General features: G+C 61.1%; 25 protein-coding genes. All 25 read right to left on the bottom strand.

Features of this window, described 5'->3' with window-relative positions:
* Positions 1 to 42: 42 nt before the first annotated feature.
* The 25 genes from virB10 to AC1DB0_RS23020 all read right to left on the bottom strand — a co-directional run bounded on the left by virB10 (position 43) and on the right by AC1DB0_RS23020 (position 24,188).
* Positions 43 to 1,209, bottom strand: a complete 1,167-nt coding sequence (gene virB10 / locus AC1DB0_RS23140; RefSeq protein ID WP_447577097.1) for a type IV secretion system protein VirB10 — start codon at positions 1,207 to 1,209, stop codon at positions 43 to 45.
* The gene (locus AC1DB0_RS23135) at positions 1,206 to 2,024 is read right to left on the bottom strand and encodes a TrbG/VirB9 family P-type conjugative transfer protein (RefSeq protein WP_476757859.1); all 819 of its coding nucleotides are present in this window, start codon (positions 2,022 to 2,024) and stop codon (positions 1,206 to 1,208) included. The genes virB10 and AC1DB0_RS23135 overlap by 4 nt, the downstream gene beginning before the upstream one ends.
* Entirely contained in the window at positions 2,021 to 2,608 is a 588-nt protein-coding gene (locus AC1DB0_RS23130) for a hypothetical protein (protein ID WP_175171966.1), read from the bottom strand. Before AC1DB0_RS23130 ends, AC1DB0_RS23135 begins: the two co-directional genes overlap by 4 nt.
* A gap of 5 nt (positions 2,609 to 2,613) precedes the next feature.
* Positions 2,614 to 3,309 (bottom strand): VirB8 family type IV secretion system protein, encoded by a 696-nt coding sequence (locus AC1DB0_RS23125; RefSeq protein WP_476757858.1) that lies wholly within the window; start codon positions 3,307 to 3,309, stop codon positions 2,614 to 2,616.
* 231 nt (positions 3,310 to 3,540) lie between these two features.
* Positions 3,541 to 3,873: a hypothetical protein gene (locus tag AC1DB0_RS23120; RefSeq protein WP_476757857.1), complete on the bottom strand. Its 333-nt coding sequence runs from the start codon at positions 3,871 to 3,873 to the stop codon at positions 3,541 to 3,543.
* A gap of 36 nt (positions 3,874 to 3,909) precedes the next feature.
* Entirely contained in the window at positions 3,910 to 4,800 is an 891-nt protein-coding gene (locus AC1DB0_RS23115) for a TrbL/VirB6 family protein (RefSeq protein WP_476757856.1), read from the bottom strand.
* Positions 4,800 to 5,549 carry a P-type DNA transfer protein VirB5 gene (gene virB5, locus AC1DB0_RS23110; RefSeq protein WP_476757855.1) on the bottom strand — a complete coding sequence of 250 codons (750 nt, stop codon included), beginning with the start codon at positions 5,547 to 5,549 and terminating at the stop codon, positions 4,800 to 4,802. Before virB5 ends, AC1DB0_RS23115 begins: the two co-directional genes overlap by 1 nt.
* Positions 5,550 to 5,551: 2 nt before the next feature.
* Positions 5,552 to 6,055, bottom strand: a complete 504-nt coding sequence (locus AC1DB0_RS23105) for a hypothetical protein (RefSeq protein WP_476757854.1) — start codon at positions 6,053 to 6,055, stop codon at positions 5,552 to 5,554.
* Between the two features lie 26 nt (positions 6,056 to 6,081).
* Entirely contained in the window at positions 6,082 to 8,010 is a 1,929-nt protein-coding gene (locus tag AC1DB0_RS23100) for a VirB4 family type IV secretion/conjugal transfer ATPase (protein ID WP_476758746.1), read from the bottom strand.
* Complete coding sequence (locus tag AC1DB0_RS23095; protein ID WP_259252512.1) at positions 8,007 to 8,408, bottom strand: VirB3 family type IV secretion system protein; 402 nt, start codon at positions 8,406 to 8,408, stop codon at positions 8,007 to 8,009. The genes AC1DB0_RS23100 and AC1DB0_RS23095 overlap by 4 nt, the downstream gene beginning before the upstream one ends.
* Positions 8,408 to 8,737, bottom strand: a complete 330-nt coding sequence (locus AC1DB0_RS23090) for a TrbC/VirB2 family protein (RefSeq protein WP_476757852.1) — start codon at positions 8,735 to 8,737, stop codon at positions 8,408 to 8,410. Before AC1DB0_RS23090 ends, AC1DB0_RS23095 begins: the two co-directional genes overlap by 1 nt.
* A gap of 108 nt (positions 8,738 to 8,845) precedes the next feature.
* Positions 8,846 to 9,511: a lytic transglycosylase domain-containing protein gene (locus AC1DB0_RS23085; protein WP_476757851.1), complete on the bottom strand. Its 666-nt coding sequence runs from the start codon at positions 9,509 to 9,511 to the stop codon at positions 8,846 to 8,848.
* A 3-nt stretch (positions 9,512 to 9,514) separates the two neighbouring features.
* A complete protein-coding gene (locus AC1DB0_RS23080) occupies positions 9,515 to 10,138 on the bottom strand; it encodes a TrbM/KikA/MpfK family conjugal transfer protein (protein ID WP_050445752.1) in 624 nt (207 codons plus the stop codon).
* A gap of 15 nt (positions 10,139 to 10,153) precedes the next feature.
* Entirely contained in the window at positions 10,154 to 10,984 is an 831-nt protein-coding gene (locus AC1DB0_RS23075; RefSeq protein ID WP_476757850.1) for a hypothetical protein, read from the bottom strand.
* A gap of 61 nt (positions 10,985 to 11,045) precedes the next feature.
* The gene (locus tag AC1DB0_RS23070) at positions 11,046 to 11,690 is read right to left on the bottom strand and encodes a hypothetical protein (RefSeq protein ID WP_476757926.1); all 645 of its coding nucleotides are present in this window, start codon (positions 11,688 to 11,690) and stop codon (positions 11,046 to 11,048) included.
* A 699-nt stretch (positions 11,691 to 12,389) separates the two neighbouring features.
* A complete protein-coding gene (locus AC1DB0_RS23065) occupies positions 12,390 to 13,013 on the bottom strand; it encodes a pilus assembly FimT family protein (RefSeq protein ID WP_447577107.1) in 624 nt (207 codons plus the stop codon).
* Between the two features lie 75 nt (positions 13,014 to 13,088).
* Positions 13,089 to 14,189 (bottom strand): hypothetical protein, encoded by a 1,101-nt coding sequence (locus AC1DB0_RS23060; protein WP_476757849.1) that lies wholly within the window; start codon positions 14,187 to 14,189, stop codon positions 13,089 to 13,091.
* On the bottom strand, positions 14,186 to 15,979 hold the full coding sequence (locus AC1DB0_RS23055) for an ATPase, T2SS/T4P/T4SS family (RefSeq protein WP_476757848.1): 1,794 nt from the start codon (positions 15,977 to 15,979) through the stop codon (positions 14,186 to 14,188). Before AC1DB0_RS23055 ends, AC1DB0_RS23060 begins: the two co-directional genes overlap by 4 nt.
* Positions 15,976 to 16,512 (bottom strand): hypothetical protein, encoded by a 537-nt coding sequence (locus AC1DB0_RS23050; RefSeq protein WP_175172188.1) that lies wholly within the window; start codon positions 16,510 to 16,512, stop codon positions 15,976 to 15,978. Before AC1DB0_RS23050 ends, AC1DB0_RS23055 begins: the two co-directional genes overlap by 4 nt.
* Positions 16,496 to 17,857 carry a hypothetical protein gene (locus AC1DB0_RS23045; RefSeq protein ID WP_476757847.1) on the bottom strand — a complete coding sequence of 454 codons (1,362 nt, stop codon included), beginning with the start codon at positions 17,855 to 17,857 and terminating at the stop codon, positions 16,496 to 16,498. Before AC1DB0_RS23045 ends, AC1DB0_RS23050 begins: the two co-directional genes overlap by 17 nt.
* 2 nt (positions 17,858 to 17,859) lie before the next feature.
* On the bottom strand, positions 17,860 to 19,551 hold the full coding sequence (locus tag AC1DB0_RS23040) for a type II secretion system protein GspD (RefSeq protein ID WP_476757846.1): 1,692 nt from the start codon (positions 19,549 to 19,551) through the stop codon (positions 17,860 to 17,862).
* Between the two features lie 24 nt (positions 19,552 to 19,575).
* A complete protein-coding gene (locus AC1DB0_RS23035) occupies positions 19,576 to 20,310 on the bottom strand; it encodes a toxin co-regulated pilus biosynthesis Q family protein (RefSeq protein ID WP_476757845.1) in 735 nt (244 codons plus the stop codon).
* Positions 20,311 to 20,907: 597 nt separating this feature from the next.
* Positions 20,908 to 21,234: a hypothetical protein gene (locus AC1DB0_RS23030; RefSeq protein ID WP_447577113.1), complete on the bottom strand. Its 327-nt coding sequence runs from the start codon at positions 21,232 to 21,234 to the stop codon at positions 20,908 to 20,910.
* Between the two features lie 824 nt (positions 21,235 to 22,058).
* Positions 22,059 to 22,346, bottom strand: a complete 288-nt coding sequence (locus AC1DB0_RS23025) for a ClpX C4-type zinc finger protein (RefSeq protein ID WP_054420490.1) — start codon at positions 22,344 to 22,346, stop codon at positions 22,059 to 22,061.
* 225 nt (positions 22,347 to 22,571) lie between these two features.
* Positions 22,572 to 24,188 (bottom strand): methyl-accepting chemotaxis protein, encoded by a 1,617-nt coding sequence (locus AC1DB0_RS23020; RefSeq protein WP_476757844.1) that lies wholly within the window; start codon positions 24,186 to 24,188, stop codon positions 22,572 to 22,574.
* Positions 24,189 to 24,297 lie beyond the last annotated feature (109 nt).

The following is a 24,297-nucleotide window of genomic DNA, read 5'->3' as shown; positions in this document are numbered from 1 at the left end:
TGTCTGTGCGCGAGGCGTCATTAGCGCCGCGCGACCGCGCTGCTACCGAGCGACGGATCTGAGCGTGTAGACCGAGCTGAAGTCCAGATCTCGAGCGACATAAATTCCCAGCCGGCCGCCCTGGTTGCGGTAAAGCGTCGGCGGGATGTTGATGGTGTTGTCGAGCACGGTGGTTACTGCGTTTGTGGCCGCCTCGCCCGTGGTATTGAACTGGACCTGGCTGTTGTCGCTGCTGCCACGCGAGGTTGCCCACGTACCCAAATCGCTGATCAAGCTGACCATGATGGCCCCGCCGAATCGCTCAGCGAAGTGCGTGTCGATGAAGCCATCCAAGCCTGCCTCACCCAGGGGGCCCGTGCCCGGAGAATCTAGCTGGATGACGACGCCCTTGGGAGTTTCGAGACGTGACCACACTACGCCGACACGCGGCTGGCCTTGTGCCAATACACCTTGCTGATAGCCGATGAATCGCGTCCCCTTGTCGATCAGGACCACGCGGCCGCTGGTTGAGCGGATATCGTGCGGCGCAAAGCAGCTGAGCATGCCCGCCTGCGCAGTCACGAGCTTGGTTTCCTGCACACAATCGATCATTGATCCTTGCGTGATCAACATGTCTCGATTGCCAACCAGGCCAGCCCGAGAAGCGGAGAGCTTCATAGGGGTGAGCTTGCCGGCCATCGGGCCGCTGTCCGCTTCGCGAGGCTCCGGCTGGGATGAGCTTTGCTGAGCAGAGGACTGGCCCCCCTCTCCCTTGCTGTTTCGCAGCCCGCTGCTAAGGCGTCGTTGTGTGACAGCATCGACAGCAACGGTCTCTGCCAGGTTTGAAAGCGTGCCTTTCTGCTCCGCCTTGCCTTCCGGCCCGGGCACCTTGGGCGCCGATTCAGGCGGCTCTGGCGGGGCTGGCGGGGGTGGTGGTGGATCGGGGCGGAGCTTCAGACCGGGAAGCACGTTCTCGATCTTGGCTTGCATCGCCGGTGCGGCCTCTTCGGCGGCAGGCGTATTGAATGCTCGCCAACCCATCGTGGCGATCACCATCAACGCCATCAACGTGATGAGCCACATGAAGGCTTTGGCCCCCTGTTGCATGGGCTTGGCAGTGCCCGAAAGGTCCGGGCGGCCGCGGCCTTCGATATGCGCCCGGTATTCCTCGATCTCAGCCACAGCGTCAATAGTTTGACCGGGTTTTTTTCGCCTTTTGAAAAGTCTCATGGCGCAGTTTCCTCACGAACGACACGCTCGACCTGCGGCGAGACGGTTCCGGTGGCCAGGCTGCGTGCAACAGGCGGTCCGTCGTTGTGAACGGCCAAGACCTGGTTGCCCATACGCAAGTGCCAGCGCTTGGCGACCCGGTGGAGCACAACGGTCTGCTCGTCCTCCATATTCCGGTTCACAATCACCTCCTGGCCGTCCGCGTCTACGAAATAGATCGCAGGCAGATCCTGGCCAGGAGCAAACCGAAGCCATGTCTGCGCGCCGTCATCCCATGCGGCGACCGGCGCCAGGCTGGTGTCGCCGCTCATCGAATAGGCCTGCCAGTTGATCGCGACGTCGGCAGTGGCCAGATCGCGCTGCACGCGGTCGCGCTCCTCCTGGGCCGCAGATTTTGCCTGCTCCAGTTCGGGATAGCGCAGTACCACGCGAAAGACGCCGCCGCTCTTACGCGCCTTTTCATACTTCAGCAGGAACGAGTAGTTTCGCTTGGTGGTGATGTAAAGGAGGTTGGTGTCGGCTTGCTCGACGATGGGCTTGAGCAAGAGGTGCTTGCCCACTTGCTGGAAGTCGTACGCCGCCGAATCGCCAAAGGCGTGCGTCACGTAGTCCTCATCATCGTTCAGTTGGACTTGAGTGGCCACACCAAGCGTTGTATCGACCTGAATGACGTCGGCGGCGTCATAGTCCGTCCAGCGGATTCGCTGATCCTTGGGCGAAGCTGCAGGTCGGTCAAGCGACCAGGCAGGCGCTGAGGCCGCGCAAAGCACGACCGACAGCACCGCCACGGCCAAAGGCCTGAAGCGGATGTTCATCGGGCGTGTCCCATCTCGAGGTTGCTTTCACGTTGGCGCGCCGACTCGTGCGTACGTTGATGGTCCATCCCCATCCCCGCCTGCTTGTCGTGGTCAGCGTCRCGCACCAGGCCCACGCCGCCTACCGCCTTGAAGGGGTAGCTGATGGCGAGCGCCTCTTCCTTTCCGCTCATCTCAAAGGATCGGTTCAGCGTGTTGCGGGCATGGACGATGAGGTCCCCCGTTTCGTTGTCACGCTGGATCAAGCAGTTTGGCGTTGTGCCTACGATCGGACCCTTGTACTCGCGCCCATCTTCCGGCTGACGGATTTGCCGGTCCTGCTCGCCGTACAGCTCCACGGGCCGACGCGCTTCGCGGATGCGCTCTTCAAAGTGCTTGCCGATACGATCGGCAGCCAAGACAGGCGTGGGAAGACGAAGGTTCGCGTCCTTGTGAAGATGGTCCTTGCAGAGGCGCGCGGCGCCGTAGAGATCGCTCTTCGCGTACCGTTCGATGTCGCGCAACAGTGCCGTGCGCTCTGCGTTGCTCATGCGCCCTGCATCTTCGAGGCGGCGGGCGAGTTCGTTGATCTGTGCTTTTTGCATGACGATTACCTCAGCGTTTCGACAGCGGTCGAGTAGGAAATGACTTGAAAGCCCAACGGGTTGTCACGGATCACGCTTTCTGACATCGGCGCGTTGACAAACCTGTAGGCGATGGTGGCGATGAACTGCTCAGTGTTAGGTGAGCGCTGGGGGCCCATCTCGCTGCGCGTAAACCGGACCGTGGCGGTCTGGTTGGGTCCCGGAGTGATCGACCGCACGTTGATGACCAGGCGTGTGTGCTCCCCATACTTCTTGTCCAGGGCTTCCCGGCCGGTCCTGGGGTCGTCTTCAAACTTGGCGTGGTACTGCTGTTGCACGTCCGGCGAGCTGAACAGTCCGCAGCGGTCGTACATGTTTTGCAGGGTGCGCCAGTCGTAGCCTTCGCAAGACAACACGTACTGAGTGACGAAGTAGCGCGCGATCCGAGGGCCATAGTCCTCCTGTGCGTCGCCGAGCTGGGATACGTTCTCCACCTCGCCGGTCGCATCGTTGACCCGCACGACATAAGGTGGCTGGGGCGTGTAGCTCAGCAACAGTGAGGCCAGGGCGCCGACCGCCAGGAACGCCAGCACGAATGCGCCAACTGCCACGCGCCATGCTTTCGATCTGGAGGAAAGGATCTCCGTCAGGAAGTCCTGATCTAGGCTCCGGTTTCGATCCAGCTCTTGCTGAAGCGAAAGCTTCGGGTCTTCAAAGGACATGTCGGTCCTCCAATTGCCGAGCGAGGTGATGGGGCCGCACGTTTCGTACGGACGTGAAAGTGCGTGCCGCGGCGAGCGCGGCCAGAATGGCGTGCTTCATCGATTCTCCGTAGAGATGGGGGATTTAGATCAGACGTGCCCGGCTAGCTGCGGGACGGAATAAGAAAGGCACAGCGAGTGCTGTGCCTTGGAGAACTTCTATTTGGTGCTGGAGTGAACCGTCTACTGAACCTATCGGTTGCGGTCCCGATCTAGGCTGTCGTTGTATTCACGCCGCCACTCGTCGTCCATCTGTTGATTATGGTCCTTCCAAAACTTATTGAGTCTTTCCTCCCGCCCGGCTCGCGAAGCGGCAGAAGGCAGGACCATCATTGCGGGCCATTTAAAGCAGATGTACCAAAGAGGCCTGACGATCCAGGTCCATGCCGCTTTGAACAGGCTAACCCATTGAAAAGCAGAGATCGGCTGGTCGCCGGCCACTGTCGACGCGGGCGAAAGCGGCACGCTCGAGTTCATCAATGGATTTTGGGATAGCGGTTTACCCAGCGGTGTGATCGGAGGCATGGATTCAGTCTCTCTTTGCGCATTTATTGATCAATCTTATCCGATCTTGCCGAGGAAGGGAACGGAAATTCCGCCGCCACCGCCGCCCGTGACCTTTGCCGCTACGGTGGAGACCTGTTCGAGCATGTATTTGGAACACATCATGAAAAACACGATCGCGGTGAGCATGGAGAAGATGTTTATCTGATCCGCCTTCGTGAGATCAATCAGTCCTTGTTGCAGCATGCCGAACATGCCCATGATGAACATGAATACGACCATAAATAGGCCTGCATATATCGAGTAGTAGAGGGCTTGCCGCAGCCAGGATTTGAAGAACTCTTTCGTGACGTCAAAAAGCAAAGCTAGGATGCAGAACGGCCCTAGTACAACGACCAGCCCCATGCCGACCTTCACCGTAATCAAGACGAGCATCCCGATTGCGCTCATAACTGCCGAGACGATCGTAATGATTACGGAGACCACGACGAATACGAAAGCCTGCGCTATTTTCTTGAGACCGCTTGGTGCGCGCTCCTGCAACCGTGTGCCGATCTCTGCGCCATTGTTCGCCGCGTCGTCCATCATTTCGGATGGAGTTTTGACGGTGCCCGTGAACACCTTAGCCACGGAGGTAGGTAAGTCCAGCATGATGCCGACAATCTGCTGTTGGTACAGCCCATTTGCGCTGGCGATGCTCACGATGATCGCTATGTTGACTACACGCCGACATGCGTGGAGGACCGGAGTTTGAATGGCGCCCGAGCAGATGAGCCACCCGTACCAGACCAGCGCGACGGACAGAGAAACGGACACGAACGGCAATAGCTTGGCGGTGACGGACGCGACCATTGGCGTGATGACGCTCGTTAGCATCTTAGTCACCGACTGGTCGATCCAGTTCGCGATCCCGCCAAGACTGGCCAGACTGACCGCGGTGGTGGCCATTATCTCGCTCCAGGAAGCGGCGCGCGGATTGCGCCAAGGCTGAAAGAGCTATCGGCCAGCTTTTCGGCTTGCTGCTCCATTAGGGCTTGCTCAGCTTCAATCTGGCGGGTGAGCATGTCGGCCCGGGTTTGGTCCGCCTGGATGTTCGCCTGCTCGACGAGTAGCCGGGCCTGCAGGTCAGCGATGGCCTTCGGATCTTGGGCCTGATTGATCTTGGCCTGCAGCTGGTCCACCTGCTTGACGCGCGCAGTCATCGCCTTCTGGGTCTGCTCCATCATCGCCTGACTGCGAACGGCGATTTTTTCGGCCCGGGCGTCCAGGTTCTTTTTGTCCTGTTCGTAGTTGCCAGTTAACCGTTCCTCGCGCTCAATGCGCTCCACAGCGTCCGAGATCCCGCCCAGCCCGCCATTGGAGGCGCGAAGAATATCCCGTGCGTCTGCCGGCAGTGCATCGCGAATCGCGGGGTTGTTCAGAATGTCGCCCAGGTTCCGTGTCCCGGTTAGGGCTTCCAACTGACGCTTTTGGCTCTCAAGCTGATCCCTGAGGACAGCAATCTGCTCGGCATACTTGGCCAGCGTTTCGACGTGCTTGATGGCCCGGTCGGCGATGCTTGCCGCATCCACTACCGGAATGCCGCTGGCATTGGCGGGCGCCATGGTGTTGGAGAAAAGCACTGCGGCCAGGGTTGCGGTGAACCGCACGCGCCAGCGGTGGCTCGGGCGGTGGTTGGGGGTGTGCGTCTGGGACATTTTCAGCTCCTTGTCGCCTCTTGGGCGAGCTTGAGGTAGTGGGGCAGCCAGAGGGCGGGGTCGTCACCATGCTTGGCAACTGCCGCCTCTGCAATTTCGGCCAGGTCTTCGGATCCGGAGAACACCAGCAGCGCTTCGGGACATGAGGCGAGGTCCAGTTCGGCCGTGACGGCAGACTCGTTTTGCTTGACGACAAACTGGCGGCTGAACGGCGGCAGATCCTTGACCATCTTGAAGACAGCGGGGGACAGCTTGAATCCGTCGACGTAGTCCTCTGCAGTGGCCTTGGGATTCTCGAGAAACATGGCGGTCGCGGACTGTTGAATAAGCGAGCGACCTACTGGGTTCTCCAGGATCGCGGCGGGCTCCTGCGTAGCGAAGACGAGGACACCATTTTTCTTGCGGACCGTGCGGCTGGCGTCCTGCATCGACGCCTGGAAGTACGGCACTTTCAGAGGGTGCTGAACTTCGTCAAAGAAAAGGGCGATTCGGCGCCCGTCCATCATCTGGTCCGTTCGATAAAGCAAGTACGTTATTGCTGCGTCACGGACGGGGCCTTGTTCGAGGAACCCGTCAAGTCAAAGCCAAAGAGGTTGTTAGCCGCCAGGTCAAGTTCGTCTTTGGGGTTGTCGAACAACCAGCCATACTCGCCGCCCGCGCACCAGCGTTTGAGGCGCTCTTTCAGGCTCAGCTGACCTTCAGGTGCAGGCGCGGCGGGGAGAAAATTAACCAGGTTGGACAGGCATCGATCCTCCAGGTCGATGTGCTTCACAAGCTGGTTGACGGCCATGGCGATTTGCTTCTGCTCGGAGGGACTGGCCTCCTCGTCCCCGTTTGCCCCCAACAGCTTCGTCATGCTGGCCATGAACGCGACGTTTGAAGCGGTGTCAGGCAGTTGCAGGAAGTTCCAGCCGGTTTTCACGCCCAGGCGCAGCGGGAAATACTTGCCGCCCATCGCCATGACGGTCACCTGCATGCCGCGATCCTTGTCGAACACGATGCCCGTGTAGTCGAACTTGCGCGCCTGGGTGATGAGATGACCCAAGAGGACCGTCTTGCCGGCGCCGGACTGGCCGATGATGGACGTGTTCCCGAGGCGGCGTTTGCCGGTTTCGTCAACGTCCTGAAGCGAGGCGTGAAAGTTCAAGTAGTAAGGCGTGCCGCCCGTCGTCTTCAGCATCGTGACCGCCGGCCCCCACGGATTGCCTGCCGGCTTTCCGAAGAGGTAGTTGTGCATCGAGGAGAAGCTCAGGAAATTCAGCGAGGTGATTGGCGCCGGGCGAGGGCGCCATTTCCAGTTGCCCGGGAACTGGGCGGCCCACGCGGCCAAGGATGAGCGATCACACAGACGACCGATGATTTCTTCGTCAGCCAGCGCGCCGCTGATACTCGCGGCCGCCCGAAGGGCCCCCTCGCTGTCATCGCCGAACACCTGGATAGTGGCGTGGTGGTCACCCATGACGAAGCGGCCTGCGGCCAGTTCGTCGCGGGCCTTCTTCAGATCTTCGATCTGGGACGCGGAGTAGTCGCCAGAGTCTTCCAGCCACTTGATTTGGCGTGACAGCGCCTTCAGCCCATCGGGCTTTGACATCGCGCCAAAGGACTGCGACAGCACAAACTCGTGCGGCTGGTTGAGCAGGCAGTTCAGGTGGCCGGCTTTGGTGTTGTTGGAGTACTCCCGAAGTTCCAGCATCACGTAGCGGCGTGTCCAGTCAGGCCCCCGCATCTCGGCGAGTTCGCCGTGCGTGGAGAAGAACTGACGACTGGTGGGCAGATAGTTGTACAGGCGCGCGTTCACCAGCGGCACCGGCTGCATCTTGCCGTTGAGCAGAAAGCCGAGGAATTCGGCTGGTTCCGAGAACCGCGATTTCCGGCGCGGAGCCTCCTCGCCGCTCATGTCGTGCGGAGACTCCCGCTCGACAATGGTTAGCAGCTCCGGTGAATAGAGCTTGAGCGATCCGCGAAGTTTGCGGTTGACGTCATCGAGCTCTTCGATCGCCTGGTTCTGCCACGCAAGCGCCGAGCGCGCCGTTCGCTTTTCAAAGTTGGACAGCAAGCGCAGGGCGGGATCGATCTGCGCCCGTGTCAGCACGGTCAAGTACATCTCATTGATCATCGGCGGCTTACCGGCGAAGACCTTGCGATACGCGGCATCGTGATCGCGGGAGAACTGGTCCGGATAGTCGCTTTCGGGATACTCGAACACCCTGCGACGGACAAGGTGCGACCAGATCCCGAATCCCGTTGGGAACCCCCGGAACACGTTGTTGAGCTCCTCGACCCAGCGGTAGTGCTCCTCATCGCTGTAGCCTTGAAAGGTGCGCCCGTCGATGCGCCAGACCGAGAGGTACTCCCAGTCGCGGGTTGCGATGATGGTGGGCGTGACGTGGTGCGAGTAGGGAACGTACGTGCTGACCGGCGGCTCATACGCCGGCAACGTCACGATGGATTGTTGTTTCATCGGTCGTGAACTCCGAGCCAGCGGGCCCATGGGCGCCGCCGGCTGTAGGGTGTTGGCGTGAGGGATATCGCACCCCAAAAGCGCTTGTTCTTAGCCAAGAACTTGGTCTTGACCCAAAGCTCCCAGATCCAGAAGGCGCGGTCATCATGGCGGCTCAGAATGGCCATCACCGGATAAAGGACGGGAAAGAGCAGCCAGCCCCACAGCGTGAATGAAGCGGCGGTGACGGTCACAAAGACCAGTCCAGCAAATGCCCGTGTGGGCACTCCCCCGGGGACGGTGGCGACGCGGGTGGCACCCTTGAAAAGGGGGAAGCGGTTGGGCGGCACTTCTGACCCCACCGCGACTGGGGCGGCTGCAGCTGGGGCTTTGGCCTTTTGCTTGGGCGAGGTGGCCATCAACCGAAGACCAGCTTAATGATGCCGCCAGCGATGGCACCGGAAAAGACGATACCCACTGCCCACTGATAGGCGGTTTCCTTGCGAATCACGTCGAACGAATAAAGGATGCCGATAATGCCGGCGGAAATAAGGCCGATGACGGGGATGATGAGCCACAGCCAGTCTTTGATCTTCTGCACGGTAGTGGTGGCCTTCTCGAACTGCGCCATCGCCAGTTCCGGTTGCAGCAGGAGGAGCAATGCAAGGGTCGCGTATGCCAGGGCGACAAGCGTGCGGCAGCTCTTGGGCTGCGAGTCGCCAGGGGAGATATTGGATGCTGCGGTCATTTGAAACTCCAATGGGTGATGCCACCCGGCTGATGAGCGGGGCGGCATTCGTTGAGGTAGATGAGAGGGCCGGTGTTTAGCTGCTAAACACTGGCGAGGGGTGCGCTTCTACTGCGCCGGCAGGCGCGAGGACGGCGTTGGGATCGGCCTGCCGAATGTGGCATCTGGGCGCGGTTCGAATGCGTCTTTGCGGGGCGCCACAAAAGCGTCGTCGCGGGGCTTCTGAAAGGCATCGGGTTTGGACGGCTTCGGACGCGGGGGGCTACGCGTCTTGGTGTCAGCATTGGCGGGCGCGCCGCCCTCCTTCACGATGGCCGGTACAGCCAGGCCAGCGCCGGCGATGACCTTGCCGACATACCCATTCCTGAAGCCCGAGGTCAGGTTGCCCGTGTTGTAGCAGCTGAATGCCGCATACAGCGCGTTCTGTCCGGGGCCGTGCAGCTTGGCGGCTCGCTTGTAGCAATCGACGAGGACGCGCTGGGCAGATGCAAGGTTGACGCACGGGTCGAAGATGCTCTCGGGTGTGACACCGAGCCACTTCCAGTTCCGCACATTGATCTGGCCGTAGCCGACGTCGAAATCCACGCCTTTAGCCATCAGATCGCGCACCGCCTGGATTGCTTCCTCCTTGGACTTCGGGCGGATGCTTACATGCGGTTTGGCGTTGACACCAATGGCGAGCGGGTTGAAGGCTGACTCGTGTCGCACTACAGCGCTCAGCGTACTGATATGCACGTCAGGCGCGCATTGCCGGGCGAGGGTGGGAAAGTCCATGCGTCAATTCCCCACCATGCCAAAGCCCGGGCCCTTGCCGCTTTGTTCACGCTCTTTGCGCTCGGCAAGTGCCTTTTGATACTTGGCTAGTTCGCGCTCATAGTCCCGTGGCTCTACCCAGTAGCCCCCGTCAACGGGGGTGCCAACGTAAAGCGGTAGACCATCGTCAAAAGCTGTGTATTCATGCGCCGCGTACACGTTGCAGTAGCCCGGCCGCTTGTTGCTGATGATCGCGCCACCGTCGTCGTTGCCGCCGCGCCATGTCTGAAGTGCGACGTTCAGCGCAGCGGCGTCGCATCGGCCTGCACCTTGTGAAATGGCGCGGACCAAGTCGCTCATCTCCTTGGAGTCTTCTGATGCGGGGCATAACGATAGAAAATCGCGTCGGGCTTCCAGCGTGTCGGATAGCTTCTTCATGTTGATGCCGAAGTATCGCGACAGGGACGGCGCGCACTCGCTGGGCCGGGTGCCGCTGGACAAGCAAAGAATGGCTTCGCATGCCAGGCGCTTGTCGCCTTCCAGGACGTCACCGACGTCGACACTGGGCGCTCCAGCGGCGTACGCCGGCGTGATGACCGGCGCGAGTGCCAACGCCAGGAGGAGGAGCAGGTGTCGGAGGGGTCGCATATTGGTTCTCCCTAGTTAGTTGCAGATGCCGTAGTTGCCAACATCGATGAGCTGGCCACTCAAGCGCGTCTCGGTTGTGACCGTGCACCCGCTAACAGACGTGATGTTGACAACGCGCGTAGCGCCCTGGCAGACGTCAGCGTCACCACCGCTTCCTGTGTCGCAGCTGCCGAACAAAGTGGCGGTTCGGTTTCCGTTGGAGAGCTGGCAGTAGCCGGATGCGCCCTTGGTCACTGAAGTGCCGGGCGGCATCAGCTGGCCCATCCAGACCCGCGCGGTGTCCCCGGACGTCGTGCCAGTAGCGTGGATGCAGTTCAGTTCGGCGGTGGGGCGATAGATGGTGGCGCCGAACATCGTTCCGTAATTGACCTGCATCTGTGCGGCTATCGTTCCGCCCAAACTGTTGTCGAACGTCTCGCCCGTCTCGTTGCCACGGGCTTTCGCGATCACAACATCGAGTACGCCGCCGGCGCGGGATGCCGTGCAGCCGTCTTGCCACGGCCCCCATCCCTCGTAGGCCACATCGTTCGCGTTGGCTTGTAGAACGTAGTAGGTCCTGTAGCGGACTTGATTGCCGGTGTACCCGGCAGGGCATTGCGAATACTCCGCCTGCGTCTGGGCGATTCGGCACCCGCCGTAGGTCGTGTGCCAGGAGTAGCCACCGACGCAGCCGCCTGGCGGTAGCGGCGCACCTTGGTCGACACGCACGACCATCGTATTCAGATCGGTCTGCAACTGTACGTCCGCCTGTTTCGGGGTAGACGCCTGGCTGACCGTGGGCACGAGCAGCGCGAACAGCAGGGCGAGCAAAGCCCTGCCCTGTCCTCGCGTGGAGGGAAGGAACATGGATATCTCCGATAGATTTGCCGCTCGATATGCGGCTTGGGGGAAAGACCTGCTGGAGGAGCTAGTTCTTGCAGCCTTGAATCACCGAGGCGCGGGCGCCCATGTCTGGGGGTGAAATCACGACGCGGTCACCGGCGAGGCTGGCGCGCTGCGCCATTCGGACGTAGCTATTTCCAGAGTTCTGAAATGTGCCACTGAAGGAACCGCCGACCGACACGGCGCCGGCGGCATTGACATAGCCGGAGCCTTGGATGCTGCCGCCGATCGCACCACCGATGTTGATGTCGCCGCCGCGTGCCGTAGCGTCGACGGCCTGTAGCGCGACCTGCCGCCAGGGTGACAGCCCTGCCGGGCAGGTGACAGCGGGGATTGCAGCGTCGTTGGGAAGATCGCCGTACGTGCCGGTGATGACGTGACCGGTTTGGGCGAACCACACGCCACCGGTGCAAACGGCAAGCAGCTTGTTTGCGGTAGACGCGTATAACCCTTCCGGTGTGCACGCCGAGCCAGGTGCAACGGCCGTGTTGAGCAGTAGGCCCGTGTTGGTCTGAATCGCACCGGCCACCGTCAGGGTGTTGTTGAACGTGACTGGTCTGGTTTCTCCGTGGCGGACAAATTGACCGAATGGCGTGGCGCTCAAACCTGCTGCCAGGACGGCGTGGCCGGGCTCTGCTCCGAAGTCGAACCAGCCGCGCGGAATATTCATAAGCGGACCGCGCACATTGGCCCCGCCGTTGGCGTCATGACCCCCGTACCCATCGGACGCCGCCATCACCTTGCCAAGCAGAACTTGATTGAACCGAGCAGCCTTGCCGGCCGGTGCGGTGCAGGTGTCATTGAGTCGACGACTCCGCACATCGCTGATCGGTTGGCAGGTATATACGTAAGCGCCCGTGCGGCAGTTTTCGCCGGGGCATGTTCCGTCGCGGACAAGGATGAAGCGGGCGGTTTCTCCGAGGGATGGGAAGCGTGGCGTGCCAGGCGGCAGCAGGCCTAGCGCTGCGAGATCCGCGACACCACCTCGTGCGACCTGGGCTCCTGGGGCGGCGACCCAGCTAAGTGCTGGTGGTGGGGGGTAGGTGCCAGCTGGGGCGCTGGCGATGTTCTCACCGCGCAGCCAAGCTTCGTGCTTGACCTGAAGGTCTACTACTGCGCCGCGAAGTTGCGCAAGGTAGCGGCCGGTGGATTCCGCAGCGGTCGCGTCAACTTGTCGCTTAAGCGCCGGTCCGCCAAGGACGATGGCGAGCGTGACGAGCGCGATCACTACCATCAGTTCGATAAGCGTGAAGCCAGCCTGGCGGGGTATTGATCGAGGCACGGAAACGTCAGAAGGACACATGGCAGCTTCGTCATCAATGCAATGCCAGGCGAGGCAATGCCACGCCCGGCTCGCGGGTTTACGGATTTATCGCGTGGCGAAGACGAACGTATTGTTGTCACCCTTCACGCATAGGTCTTGAGCAGTTACCGCATTGAAGGAGCCTGGTTCGTTGTTTGTGCCTAGCGTTTTTGCTGCTGTTCCGTTCACACTGATCATCTCGGAGACGGAGTTCAACGTGGTGGCCAAACCGGGGCAGGCCCTGTGGTTCACATTGGTTAGCGTCAACCCCAGACCGCTGCCCATAGCACCACCCCCGAGAGCCACCGGCCCGATTGTGATGGTTCCGTTCGAGCCCACGCCAGAGCCGCCCAGGCGGTGCGCCACCGTGGCGCCGTTCACCTTGAAGACGGAAGACTCGGCCATTGCGGGCGCCAGATTGGACGCATTGTTGATGGCTGCGTAAGGCGTGACGGAGTCGCCTTCGCCCAGCAAGCGCGTCGCCGTCATGAAGCGCTGGAGTTCGGCAGCCGCCGGCCCGACCCGGGTTTGGACGAAGAATCCTTTGATGGAGGGCATGCTTATCATGATGAGGACGCCGATAAGTACGAGCACCGCGGCGAGTTCAACAAGGGTGAATCCTCCTTGGCGGAGGCGCTGGCGGGCAACGCGTGTATTGATGACTTGCAGTTGCATGGTGGTGTGCTTCATGTTGATTTCCAGATACTCAGGATTTGTGGTGACCATCGGCAAGATGGCCGCGATCAGAATTGAGGGTCGGGCACGCTAGCTCATCGAGTCGAGCAATGCGGCGTTTTGCATATCCCAGAGCACGCTTTGATGCCACCCCAAGATGCCCGCCATTGCCAAGACGGCGAGGGTCAGAATGACCCAGCGGAGCACTTTCGCCCGCGTTTCGACATGCTTTAGGACAACGGACTCCATTCGGACACGAGTCTTCTGCAATGCGGCGTCCAAGCCCTGGGTGCCTGCAAGATCCTCGAGGTACCAATAGGTCTCCCGGTCCATCAGTCCAACGTCAAAGACCTGCGCGCCTGATTTCGAGTCTTCGAGTCGGTGCTGAATGGCCTGCAAGCGGCCCGTTAGCCAACGAGAAGCCCCGTCGAACTGGAGTTCAATGGCCTCACGTAGCTGCATGGTTTTTCCGGTCCTTGGTTTAACCGCGGTTGCCGCAGTGCTGATGACACCAATGCCCTGAACGTCCCGATAAAGGCGATAGGGCCCCCATCTATCTAGGAACCTTCGTATCGGACCGTCCAGGTAGGGGAACGAGAGCTTGAATGCGATTCCAACTACAAGTGCCCCAAACCAAAGACGAATGCCCTTTTGCCGTATCCATTCGGCAAGATCAAAGAATGCATGGGTGGACGCGCTCAGGTAAGCGCGGGGGACAGCAGGTAACGTGTCGACGATCATCGGGGCAGTGACGTAGGGAAGCGCGACCATAACCACGAGCCATAACACGATCACTGCGACCAGGGAGGTCAGCAGCGTTGTGATCAGGATCCAGCGGAGCTTGGAGTTCAACCGTACGAGGCTGGCCATATCGCGCAGGCCGCTTGATAGGACCGCTTGGTCTTGGCCCTGTAACGAGACAAATTCGGCGACTTCCTTTGGGGGGAGCGTGCCGTGGAGCGTTTTCCCGATGTTGCCCGTTTCGACAATCTTGTGTGCCCAGTATGTCGAAAGGACCCCCCGTGCGCTCCGCCCATAGCGCTGGGCGTCTCCGTCAAGAATGTTCAAGATCGTGCGCTTTCCCTGGGTGTCCTCGGCTATGTCCGCCAGGTACTCATACCAGTCGGCTCGCTTTCGAGCGAACTTTCGCGCGGCTTGCCCAACTCTTGTGAGTACGAACGGCAGTTTCATTCCGGTTTCCTTTCACGTAATAGCGTCGCAAAAGCCTGGAAATGCGGCTCGATGTCCCGTGGATCGATCAGGCCTTGACTCATTTTGTAGACAGCGCAGTCCATGGTGGTCTTGCCTTCCATGTCGGGGTGGTCATATGCGGCCGTCCTGTGACCGGCGTAAATCTCCCGTAGACGTAGCTCATCGCCGCTGCTGATGGCACGAAGCGCTTCTGGATCTGAAGACGGTTCGAACATTTCAGCGACAACTGTCCGACCGGCGTACCCGAACAGCTCCGGAATCCCTTTGATTCGACATTTCTCACAACCGTCCGGATTGCTAACTTTGATGCGACCGCTGCCGAAGTCGTACAGGGTTTCGATAACGTCTAGGTAGCGGGCCCAGTCATCGCGTGATCGGCGCACTCCCAATCTATCGGCGGCGCCTTCCAGCAGTGAATCTGCCGGCAGTGCGCAGTCGCAGGTGACCGGCATCAGTGCTTGGTGCGAGAGCAGCTTCAGAACGCCGGGCGTGCCCAAAGTCGTTCGCGGAACGCCGATTTCGCTGGAGGCAAATCGCTGCGGAATTGAGAGCGCGTGGCCAACGTGCGTCGTTGTATAGAGACTGCTTCCCGATAAGACGATGTCCTGAAACGCCGATCCGGTAAGCGAATCGCGGATTTCGCCAAGAAAGACGTCGCTCGCAGCAGCGCGCTTGAGTGCCATAAGCTTGGACCGCATCGTGTCGCGGTCCGAGCCATCAAGCGATCGAGAGACACTGGCGGCCAACGCGCGCGGAATGGTCAGTTCGACGGGATCTTCGATCGTCATGACCTTGCGTGTTGCGGGCAGCCGCACGATCAATTGGGCGTTGGTGACGGTCTTTCCCGATCCCGGAATGCCGCCCGTCACGATGGCGCCGCCCATGCTTTGCAGGCACCGTTGAAATTTTGCGACGTGCGAAGGCAGGAAGCCCAGGGTTTCCATGTCCACCGGCTCAACTTTGGCGTCCATGTCCAGAATCCGCAGGGTGATGGACGGTCCCTTGTCCGCCACAAATGATCCCCAGCGCAGCATGTAAGAGCGGTCGTCCACAACTTCGTAAAGCCGACCCTGCTGTTCATTGGTCATATCGAGGAATAGCCCGCTGCCGCCGTGGACGTCCAACCAGGCGACGTTGCCCATTTCGATGAGGCGTTCGGTCGGCATCGCCAACTGTTTGGGCGTTGTGTATTGCCCGTCGATCGTCACGCTTACGTGAGAGATTGCCGCCGTGGTGTCGATGTTCAAGTGCATGTCGCTCGCTCCGTTACGGACGGCCCAAGCGGCCAAGTCATGGAACCCGACGCGCACCGCGGAGCGTGCGCCGAGCGCTCGCGTCTTGGACGTGCGCTGCTTAACGTCCTTGGCCTGCATGCGCTCCCGTACTAATGCAAGCAACACGACGGGGTTAACTGTGTACACGTCCACGTTGCCACGCCCTGTGGCCTCCCGAGCGCGTTGGAGAACGGCACGGTATAGGTCGGAGTCCTGTTCCCCTTGCTTGACGAAGACTACGTACCGCTCACCTTCGAGTTCTGCCACGCACGCTTTAGCGGCAGCTTCGGATCCGCACCAATCGACGCGGAGCAGCTCGAACGCGGGGCGCATGTTCTCGACGTCTTCGAAAGAGTCAAGATGGCCTTCTGGAGAATCGTCAGTTTGGATAGGCGTCAGCGACATGCTCAGGACCGGCGCCGGCTCTTCTTCGCGAAAGCCGACGCGCAACATGCGCGTCATTCGCCGAGCCCATTGGAAAATGCTGAACTTCATGGTGCCCTCTCGTCTAGGCAATAGGTGAACGTCTCTTCCTCTTGAGACAGGAACGTGGCGCAGGGAGGGGAAATCTCCAGCAGACGCAAGCCCTGGCCAGCGCCTGTTACCGGTGCGGCTTTCCCGGTCAGATACACGGCCTGTCTGTTTTCCAGTTGCACATGCGCTGCGAGGTGGCGTCCAACGCCCACGATGGCAATTAGCCGCGCCAGGCGTTGTTTCGGCGGTGATGCTGAGGGCGCGGCTGCCTGTTCCGCATCCGCCGGCGTGATTCCTGTCACGGACGGCACTGCGAGCGGCGTGCCAGCAAAAGCAGTCTTCGACTTCTCGCGTTCAATGGCGAGCGCCTGTTTTGCGTCATGCTCCAGCAGCTCGCGCACCAGGTGGCTTGGCGGCGCAGCAGGAGCTTCAGGCGCCACGGAGAGATTGTCGGATTGCGCCGATACGCCGGCAGGTAGGGCAATCGCCAGGGCGAGGCCCGCCAGACAAAGGGCGAGCCGATTGCGCAGCGAAGTTTCACGGCGCGAGTACATAGATATCTCCTTTCAAGGTGGCCGAGAACGCGCTCGCGGCGAGTCCGGGGGCTGAGTCCGGCTGGTAACGCACATGCAACTGCGTTATCTGGGTTGTCGTCGGCAAGGCCAGACCATAGAGCGAGCGCAGGGGCGCATTGATCACCAGTGCGCGGCTGGCGGGCAGCTTCGTGCCCGATGGCATCGGCACAGGTTCTTCCAGGCCGTTGGGCAACTTGATGTTGGGCACGAGAATCTGCACGCTCGCCGGCTTTGCCAGCGTGAAGTCTTGCAATGCGGGCCGAAGCGCTTGCCAGCTTGGTTCCCACGTTGTCTGGATCGCAGCTGCCGTCGGGAGGTCCCGCAAGGCCACAGTTGGCGCCGAGCGCGCCTTCGGAAGTGGCCATGTTGCGGTAGCAGTATCCAAATCCGGATGGACGATGCGAAACGATTCGGCCAGTGCTGCCCGCAGCGTATGGTTGTCGGCCAGACGTGTACGGCGGTATGTGGCGGTGCACGACCCGGCGCTTGGTCGGCAGTCGACTTCCGTCAACCGCCAGCGCCCGGGCTCTACTGGTACCGTCAGGATGACATTGAGAAGTTCAGTCATGCCCGCGCCGCCCTGGGTCTTTACCGACTTAGCCCAAGCGCTGATAGCGCTTCCCCATAGCGCTTTGGCGTCGAAATGGGGCTGTGCCGCCTGGGCCTCTTCATGTAGTTTCGCCTGCCGTTCGTCCCACCAAGCGGATCCGTAATCCCATGCCTCGTAGGCGACGACCGCAGCTATGAGCACCCACCATATGGGCGACACCATGGACAGCCTAAAGGACGCCCTGCGCAAAGCAGACTGTCCATTCACATGTGCAGTGAGCTGTTGCAACGAGAACAAACGCGCTTGCGTGATGTAGTTGCTGTGGACCTGGTGTTCCCGGTAGCGCGCAGTCAGTTCTTCGACCGCGTTCTTTGCTTTTTCCTGGTCGGGGAATATCGTGTCGCCGCCCGTCTGCACCACCCCGTCGACGACCGCCGCCAACCATACGGATTGATCGGGGAGCGTGCATGCAACGATATGCGTGCCATGTCGATGCATCTGCGCAAAAGCAGCGGCGCCAGAGAAAAGCGTTGCTCTGCTCTTTGCACGCGTTTCGCTTCCTTTGGCAGCCAACAAGCCGACCGACGAACTGCGCGCATCACTTTGCACAAAGTGCGTTGCCCGTGCTTTGCGGGCGGTCTTGAGGGCAAGCTTTTCCAGGTCTTCCCCGAGGACGGTGCGCCACTTGAGCCCGAGGACAAGTTGATTCGGCGAGCCCGGTATCGCGACGAGCTTGTAGCTCGTGCGCCGAGCGACTTTCTGTCGCGTTGCCACGGTCAGAATCCTTCTTCTGGAATTGCGGTTACCAACACCACCGTCAGCAGTTGCTGCTCTTGCGAGGCGTCAGACCCGCCCATGAGCATCGGTGCCTTGTCGTCGAGACGGCGGCGGGTCGAACTGTCGGCAGACTGTTGATATCCGCCAATGACCACTTGCTCTCCGGGGCGAACCATTACCTGCTGTACGCGCCCTTGGCCACCGATGTTGGTCTGCTGCACGAACGATTGATCATCACGCGACCCAACCGGCTCCTTCTTCATTTCGATGAGTCGGGTGTCGTCGTAGGCAATCGTCAAGAGCACCTGGCCGTCGTCCTGCGCATCGGGCACGACGGTGAGGAAGGTGCCGACCGTCTTTTCGTCTTGCGTAACCGTGACCGTGGGAGCCGAGCTGTCGGACGTGCTCTGAGTTTGTTGCAGATCCTTGATGTACTGAAAGGTGTTTCGCGTGTCGTACTTCGCGGGTCGGCGGTTTTGCGAGAGAAGCGGAATGCTCTTGTGATTGACGATCGAACCGAGCTGGGAAAGCGCGCTCAGTGCGATGTTGGTGCCGGCGAAGGGACCACTGCCCACCGATGCGCCCACGCTGCCGGCAGCTTTGGCCACGTCGAGCAAGGGGCCGACGCCAATTGCCGATGCAGTGTTTTCGCGCCCAAGGCTGTTGAACAGAATCTTCCAGTCGATGCTCCCTTGGTTGAGTCGGTCGCGTTGGACCGTGATTTCTTCGAAGACAAGCCGCACGCGGCGTGTCATCTGGCGGTTCTCAGCGTCCAGAAATTCTCCGATCCGGTCCTGCGCGTCCTTTGTGTCAGTGACGACGATGGTGTTGGCCGCGCCGTCCGCAGACTTGATCACGCCGGCGCGACTGAGGAATTGGCTGACCTTGGTGACGACCGCCGCCAGCTCGCGGGCCTCTTCCTTTGAACTGTTGGTCGACTTGTCCGCCAGCGTCGAATTTGCCGACTTGATATCGCGCTGAAGGTTCTCTTCAGCTGCCTGGGTCGATGTGCGCACGACGTAGCTTTTCGTCTCCGTGCGATAGAAGCGAAGCGCGCCGATTTTCTCGTCGTAGCGCCAGTAGACGCCCAACCGCAGTGCAATCGAGTCCAGTACGGTGGCGAGGGGCGCTTGGCCCGGGGGCAGGGGGGCCATCTTCGTGCGGGCAACGCCTTGGGGCAGGACGGGGCCTGCGATCCGGTCGACGGCAATCCCGGGTACAAGGGCTGGAACCAGCGTGTCCGCCGTCGCGGCAGCAAAGTTCGCACTTGCTGTAGCAACGCCTTGTTCGACCGCCAGACGCGGAAGGAAATACTCGGCCGGCAGCAAAGCGTCGGCAGACACGTGGGTCAGGATTCCCGTTGCGAGTTGGATGCGGTCGGCAAGGGTGTTGAGGTCGGCCGCGCTGTTTTCGAACAACAGCGTCGTATTGACGTTGGCGCGCAGCGCCGGCGGCAGGGTGACATCGCGGGCGAGCGGTTGGGGCCGGCCTGCGATCCAAGGCAGTTCTACGACTTGGCCTTTGGCCCGGTCGGTGTCGCCTGCCATACCTTTGAAGGCGTCCAGAGCGAACGCGCCCTTGGAGCCTTCGTGGTCAGCACGGGCGCTGACTCGGTCTGTCGATTGGAGCGCGGAGCAGCCAGACAGCGCTGCAAGCGTCAGTGCGGCCGCTACAGTGCGGTATGCAGTCATGGGTATTCCTGGTCAACGCCACGGCTAGGATTGCGTGGCTGGGGATCGGTTGCAGCTGCGGGTGAAGGGCAACATGCGCAAGACGCGGTTGCCGTAGAAGCAGGGGTGGATAGGCGATTCGCTCATCGCGACCGCCTGGGACAGCGCCTGGGTGGCCTCCCGGAAGGAGGCCACCTCGAACTCGGCCGGGGCCTGTATTGGTATGTCGAAATTCAGTTCCCACTGGTCAGGCCCAAACGTCCAGTTGGCGTCAGCCGCCCAGCGCACGAGAGCTTGGCGGACCGTCCCGTCCTGCGGGCTTATGCGCCAAATTTGCTTGGGCGGTTCCACGATTTCCGGTTCGGCGACCGGCTCCGTCGAAGCGACCTCCACGGTGAGGACCGGGCCGGGCGCCGCAGCGATCTGCTGTGGACTTGCGTCGGCAGCGGTTGGTGGCGCGATCGCTTCGCTTGCCGCTACCGGCGCGGTGGAGCTGGCGCTGGGCGTTGCAGGCGTTGCGCCTGTAGTGGCCGGCGATGGCGTGCTGCCCACGGGTGTGGGGCTTTCAAGCTTGGGCGGCGCTTCAGGCACGGGAATGGGGGGAATGTCTGCCGAGGCCAGGGCTGTCGGCGATTTACCCGGTAGAACGGTGCGCGGATCCGCGTGGTTGATGAGGATTCGTCCGGAGTCCGGAGGTGTCGGAGGGGCAGGCGGAACGAATCCGCAGGCCGAAAGGAGGCAGGCCGCCGAGAACACGGCCGCCAAATGGAAAGCTTGCATTGGGAATACTCCGTAGGGAGCTTGGCGAGTTCGCCGGGAAGGGGATGGTCGCGCCTGCCAAGAAGCGATGCCGAATTGGCAGCGAACAGACGAGGCCTGGCGTCAGGAGTTGCTCAGCTTGTGCTAAGGCGCGGGGCGGCTTTTGAACAAGATTGCCTCAGAGTCCTTCGCGTCCAGCCGGGGGCTCATGTACTGAGCCTTGTTGACGCCGGGGCGACACGCGGCCGTCTCCGTCGACTCTCCGTTTATATATAGAGTCCGCAATTTCAACCGCTTGCCTTCTCGCTGCCAGCGTTCACATGCMGACGACGATAGGTACATCACGACATAGTCGTCGTCATCTTCAGCAATCTTGATGCCCCAATCCAATCCGTCGGCCGAGGACCAAGTGTCGCGGTCGAGGTTCTCTCGTATGCGCTGCGGAAGAGGAGGCAATGGGGGAATAGGACGACGAACCAGGTCCGCCGGACGTGGGAGGATCGTAGGCAGATCCAGTACAGGCTCCGCCAGTACGGTCTGTGGCAGAAGGAAGATCGAAAGTAAGAACAGTCGGAAGGCAGCGTAAGCAGTTTTCATAGACCGAAGGGTTTTCAGGGGTTACGGGGCAGTCCAGGGCGTGACGCCTTGACGGTCCAGTTCTAGGTGAACGGCGCGGAGGTCTCCCGGGGAGGTAATCCTCCGTGTGAGCAACAGCATTTCCACCAAAAGGGGCAGTAGAGACTCGCCGGGTTGCCCCCCAACACCGCCGTCCAGCAGGGTGAGGCGCAGTTGCGAGACATGTTCGGCGACCTGGTCGTCGATTTCGAGCCGATCCCGCAGATACGCGGAGAGCGTCATTCCACGTTCCGCAGCAGCGCTTTCGTAACGTCGACGTGCGGCATCGGAAAGCCGAAACGTTATGGGGCGTTCAAGCAGGGAGCGCATGGAAGCGTGCTTCTTCTACGACGATATGCCCCATAGCTTCGGCGAACGCCTGTCTGAAGGCCGCCCGCCGGATCCTGCGCTCGAGGGCAGAGTCGGGCTTGTCTTTGCAATGGTCCCGGAATTGCTGATCACGGAATTGCGCTGGAGTAAGAGTGGGAGCGGTTTCGAACCATGTCCGGGCTGCGTGACGTGCTGCGCGAGCCGTAGAAGGGAATTCAAAGGCGGCGGCCGTGGGATAGGCCGTGGGCGACTTGGCCATACGGGGCTCCTGCGTTCGATTTTGACGAGCGCGAACGCTTGCCCCCATGGGGGGCAAGCGATTCAGTGCACGAGGGGGACGCCGTCCCGTTGGCCTCAATAGGGTTTCGGGAGAGCGCGGCGGGGATTGAAGGGTTAAACGGAGGGATCGCTGATGCGGCCCGAGACGGGATGGCCTACGGGGGAGCGTGTGACGAGCCTGATGGCGGCCTTGACCAGATCTTGTCCATAATCTTTGAAAATGAACCTAAATCTCTGCAAACCCCTGGTTGAATGTCCAGTTGATGGATTGGGGCTATCGTTGCAAGTCGTTGATTAAAAAGACATTGTGACTTACAGGGATTTGCAGATCTGCGGACTTTTAATCCGTTGGTCGCGAGTTCGAGTCTCGCTCAGCCCACCACCCCCGCTTTTTGTTCAAGCGGAAAGAGAAACAAGCACCTGCGAGTGATCGCGGTGCTTTTTTTTCGTCTGTCGCGATTGCGTGGAAAAGACTGCGTAGGAAAGACTGCGTAGAAAAAGATTGCGTGAAAGGGATAGGGAGAAAGGCGGGAACCCGCCCGGGTTCAAGAAGGTGTGCGTGCCGACGCATCTGCCAGCGCATGCAGGCTCAGCCCGCACGTGCGCGCCCGTTCAGACAGCGATTCGCTTTGGGCCAGCGCCCGCCGGCTTTCTTCCAGCAGTACATCCAGCTGTTCCTGCAACGTAGACGCCATGGCCCACGCGCGTTCGGCGAAGCGGTCGGAGAATTGATCCACGCAGGTCTTGCAGATGGCGGCGCCGTTCTTCTCAAGCAGCGGCGCGCCTTGCGCCAGCGTCGATTGGCAAAACATACAGGCGAGGGCGCGGTTCATGAGGGGCGGCTCATCATCGGGTGGGCGGACGGCGCCGTGCGAAACGCGGCGCCTGCCCTTAGACAACGGCCTGGCGGGCCAACTCTTAAGTCAGCCACGCGCCCTAGGACGAACAGACTCGGACAAAAGGATGATTCCGCCTCGCGCCATGTGAGCCCGCGTAGGCGGTCCGCAACCCTCACGCAATGTCATCCCGCCTAGGCGACCCGCAACCCTCACGCAATGTCATCCCGCGTAGGCGGTGCGCAGCGCGGCCGGGGCGGGTTCTGCCGTGACGTCGATGATGGTTTCGGCAGGCACCTTGAAGAAGGCGGCGGTGGCGGCCAGGCGCTTGGCCTGATCTTCCAGCGAGGACGCCGCGGCGGCCGCTTCTTCCACCAGCGCGGCGTTCTGCTGGGTCACGTCGTCCATCTGCGTGACGGCGCGGTTGATCTGGTCGATGCCAATGGATTGCTCGGTGGACGCCTCGGTGATCTCGGCCATGATCTGCGTCACGCGCTGCACCGAGCTCACAATCTCCTGCATCGTCTCGCCGGCCTGGCGGACCTGTTCCGCGCCGCTGTCCACATTGCTGGTGGACTGTTCGATCAGGTCCTTGACCTCGCGCGCGGCCTGCGCGCTGCGCTGCGCCAACGACCGCACTTCGCCTGCCACCACGGCAAAACCCTTGCCCTGTTCACCCGCGCGGGCGGCTTCCACGGCGGCGTTCAGCGCCAGGATATTGGTCTGGAAAGCGATGCCGTCGATCACCGACACGATTTCCGCGATACGGCGCGAGCTGTCCGAAATGCGCGCCATGGTCTCTACGACCTGATGCACGGCGTCGCCGCCGCGCATGGCCACGCCACGGCTTTCGGCGGCCAGCGCGTTGGCCTGATGCGCGTGCTCGGTGTTCTGCTTCACCGCGGTGGCCAGCTCTTCCATGCTGGCCGCGGTTTCTTCCAGCGACGCGGCCTGCTCTTCGGTACGCGAAGACAAGTTCGTGTTGCCCGACGAGATTTCCGCTGCGCCCGTGTTGATTTCATTCACGCTGCGGCGCACTTCCGCGACGGTGCGCGTCAGGCTGTCTTGCATGCGTTTGAGCGCGGCGAACAGCACGCCGATTTCGTTATCGGCGCCCACGGCCACGCGTTGGGTCAGGTCGCCCGACGCGATACGGTCAAAGTGCACGGCCGCGTCCTTCAGCGGCGACAGCACCTGGCGGCTGATGAAACGCCAGCATCCAATCGCCAGAATCAGCGCCAGGGCCAGCATGATGATGGTAGAGATTTCGGCCTGGTCGTAGCGCCGGTCCGAGGCGGTGTTGATCTCGACCGCGCGTTGTTCCGTGTGGTTCAGAAAGGCGGTGACGCGTTCTTCGAAGCGGGCGTCGGCGGCCCGGGCGTCTGCGACGGCGGTGACGTACTGCTCGGCCGATTGCTTTTGCAGCGCTTCGCCCAGCGAGTCAATGCTGCGCACATAGGCATTGAACGTGCCATCCAGATCCCCCGCCAGTTTGCGGCCGGCTTCCGACAATTTGGGCACGCGTTGGTAGACGCCGTAACGCTGGCGCGCATCGTTCAGGAACTTGGTTGCCTGATCCACGCTTGCCTGCGCCTGCGCGCCGCGGCCCGCCTGCACATCCAGATAGGCCGCCACCAGCGTGATGCGGGTGCGCAGCAACAGCACCTGGGTTTCATAAAGCGGGCGGGTCTGTTCCGTGGACACGCGGTTCAGGTCGTCGACGGCCTCGTCGGCCGCCTTGGCGAACAACCAGCCCATGCTGGTGGCGCCGGCCAGGGCCACGACGAAAAGGGTCAGGACAGCTAGCAGTCCGGTTCGGATTTTCAGGTTCTTAAGCATGGCAAGGCTCCTGCAAAGGCCGACGGCGCAAGCGCCATTGGCCGAGATCTAGTGGTAAACCCGAGCCAAATGTAAGTTTGAATTACATATTTAACAATTGATCATTTTT

This window comes from Achromobacter sp. 10T422, assembly GCF_056394065.1.
Note: the sequence above shows the minus strand (reverse complement) of the source record. Positions and strands in the feature narration are given on the sequence as shown.

What these genes read in the sequence shown, in the direction of transcription:
- virB10 (WP_447577097.1), bottom strand. Translation starts at nt 1,209, where the DNA reads ATGAGACTTTTCAAAAGGCGAAAAAAACCCGGTCAAACTATTGACGCT.
- AC1DB0_RS23135 (WP_476757859.1), bottom strand. Translation starts at nt 2,024, where the DNA reads ATGAACATCCGCTTCAGGCCTTTGGCCGTGGCGGTGCTGTCGGTCGTG.
- AC1DB0_RS23125 (WP_476757858.1), bottom strand. Translation starts at nt 3,309, where the DNA reads ATGTCCTTTGAAGACCCGAAGCTTTCGCTTCAGCAAGAGCTGGATCGA.
- AC1DB0_RS23120 (WP_476757857.1), bottom strand. Translation starts at nt 3,873, where the DNA reads ATGCCTCCGATCACACCGCTGGGTAAACCGCTATCCCAAAATCCATTG.
- AC1DB0_RS23115 (WP_476757856.1), bottom strand. Translation starts at nt 4,800, where the DNA reads ATGGCCACCACCGCGGTCAGTCTGGCCAGTCTTGGCGGGATCGCGAAC.
- virB5 (WP_476757855.1), bottom strand. Translation starts at nt 5,549, where the DNA reads ATGTCCCAGACGCACACCCCCAACCACCGCCCGAGCCACCGCTGGCGC.
- AC1DB0_RS23105 (WP_476757854.1), bottom strand. Translation starts at nt 6,055, where the DNA reads ATGATGGACGGGCGCCGAATCGCCCTTTTCTTTGACGAAGTTCAGCAC.
- AC1DB0_RS23100 (WP_476758746.1), bottom strand. Translation starts at nt 8,010, where the DNA reads ATGAAACAACAATCCATCGTGACGTTGCCGGCGTATGAGCCGCCGGTC.
- AC1DB0_RS23095 (WP_259252512.1), bottom strand. Translation starts at nt 8,408, where the DNA reads ATGGCCACCTCGCCCAAGCAAAAGGCCAAAGCCCCAGCTGCAGCCGCC.
- AC1DB0_RS23090 (WP_476757852.1), bottom strand. Translation starts at nt 8,737, where the DNA reads ATGACCGCAGCATCCAATATCTCCCCTGGCGACTCGCAGCCCAAGAGC.
- AC1DB0_RS23085 (WP_476757851.1), bottom strand. Translation starts at nt 9,511, where the DNA reads ATGGACTTTCCCACCCTCGCCCGGCAATGCGCGCCTGACGTGCATATC.
- AC1DB0_RS23080 (WP_050445752.1), bottom strand. Translation starts at nt 10,138, where the DNA reads ATGCGACCCCTCCGACACCTGCTCCTCCTCCTGGCGTTGGCACTCGCG.
- AC1DB0_RS23075 (WP_476757850.1), bottom strand. Translation starts at nt 10,984, where the DNA reads ATGTTCCTTCCCTCCACGCGAGGACAGGGCAGGGCTTTGCTCGCCCTG.
- AC1DB0_RS23070 (WP_476757926.1), bottom strand. Translation starts at nt 11,690, where the DNA reads ATGAATATTCCGCGCGGCTGGTTCGACTTCGGAGCAGAGCCCGGCCAC.
- AC1DB0_RS23065 (WP_447577107.1), bottom strand. Translation starts at nt 13,013, where the DNA reads ATGAAGCACACCACCATGCAACTGCAAGTCATCAATACACGCGTTGCC.
- AC1DB0_RS23060 (WP_476757849.1), bottom strand. Translation starts at nt 14,189, where the DNA reads ATGAAACTGCCGTTCGTACTCACAAGAGTTGGGCAAGCCGCGCGAAAG.
- AC1DB0_RS23055 (WP_476757848.1), bottom strand. Translation starts at nt 15,979, where the DNA reads ATGAAGTTCAGCATTTTCCAATGGGCTCGGCGAATGACGCGCATGTTG.
- AC1DB0_RS23050 (WP_175172188.1), bottom strand. Translation starts at nt 16,512, where the DNA reads ATGTACTCGCGCCGTGAAACTTCGCTGCGCAATCGGCTCGCCCTTTGT.
- AC1DB0_RS23040 (WP_476757846.1), bottom strand. Translation starts at nt 19,551, where the DNA reads ATGACTGCATACCGCACTGTAGCGGCCGCACTGACGCTTGCAGCGCTG.
- AC1DB0_RS23035 (WP_476757845.1), bottom strand. Translation starts at nt 20,310, where the DNA reads ATGCAAGCTTTCCATTTGGCGGCCGTGTTCTCGGCGGCCTGCCTCCTT.
- AC1DB0_RS23030 (WP_447577113.1), bottom strand. Translation starts at nt 21,234, where the DNA reads ATGCGCTCCCTGCTTGAACGCCCCATAACGTTTCGGCTTTCCGATGCC.
- AC1DB0_RS23025 (WP_054420490.1), bottom strand. Translation starts at nt 22,346, where the DNA reads ATGAACCGCGCCCTCGCCTGTATGTTTTGCCAATCGACGCTGGCGCAA.
- AC1DB0_RS23020 (WP_476757844.1), bottom strand. Translation starts at nt 24,188, where the DNA reads ATGCTTAAGAACCTGAAAATCCGAACCGGACTGCTAGCTGTCCTGACC.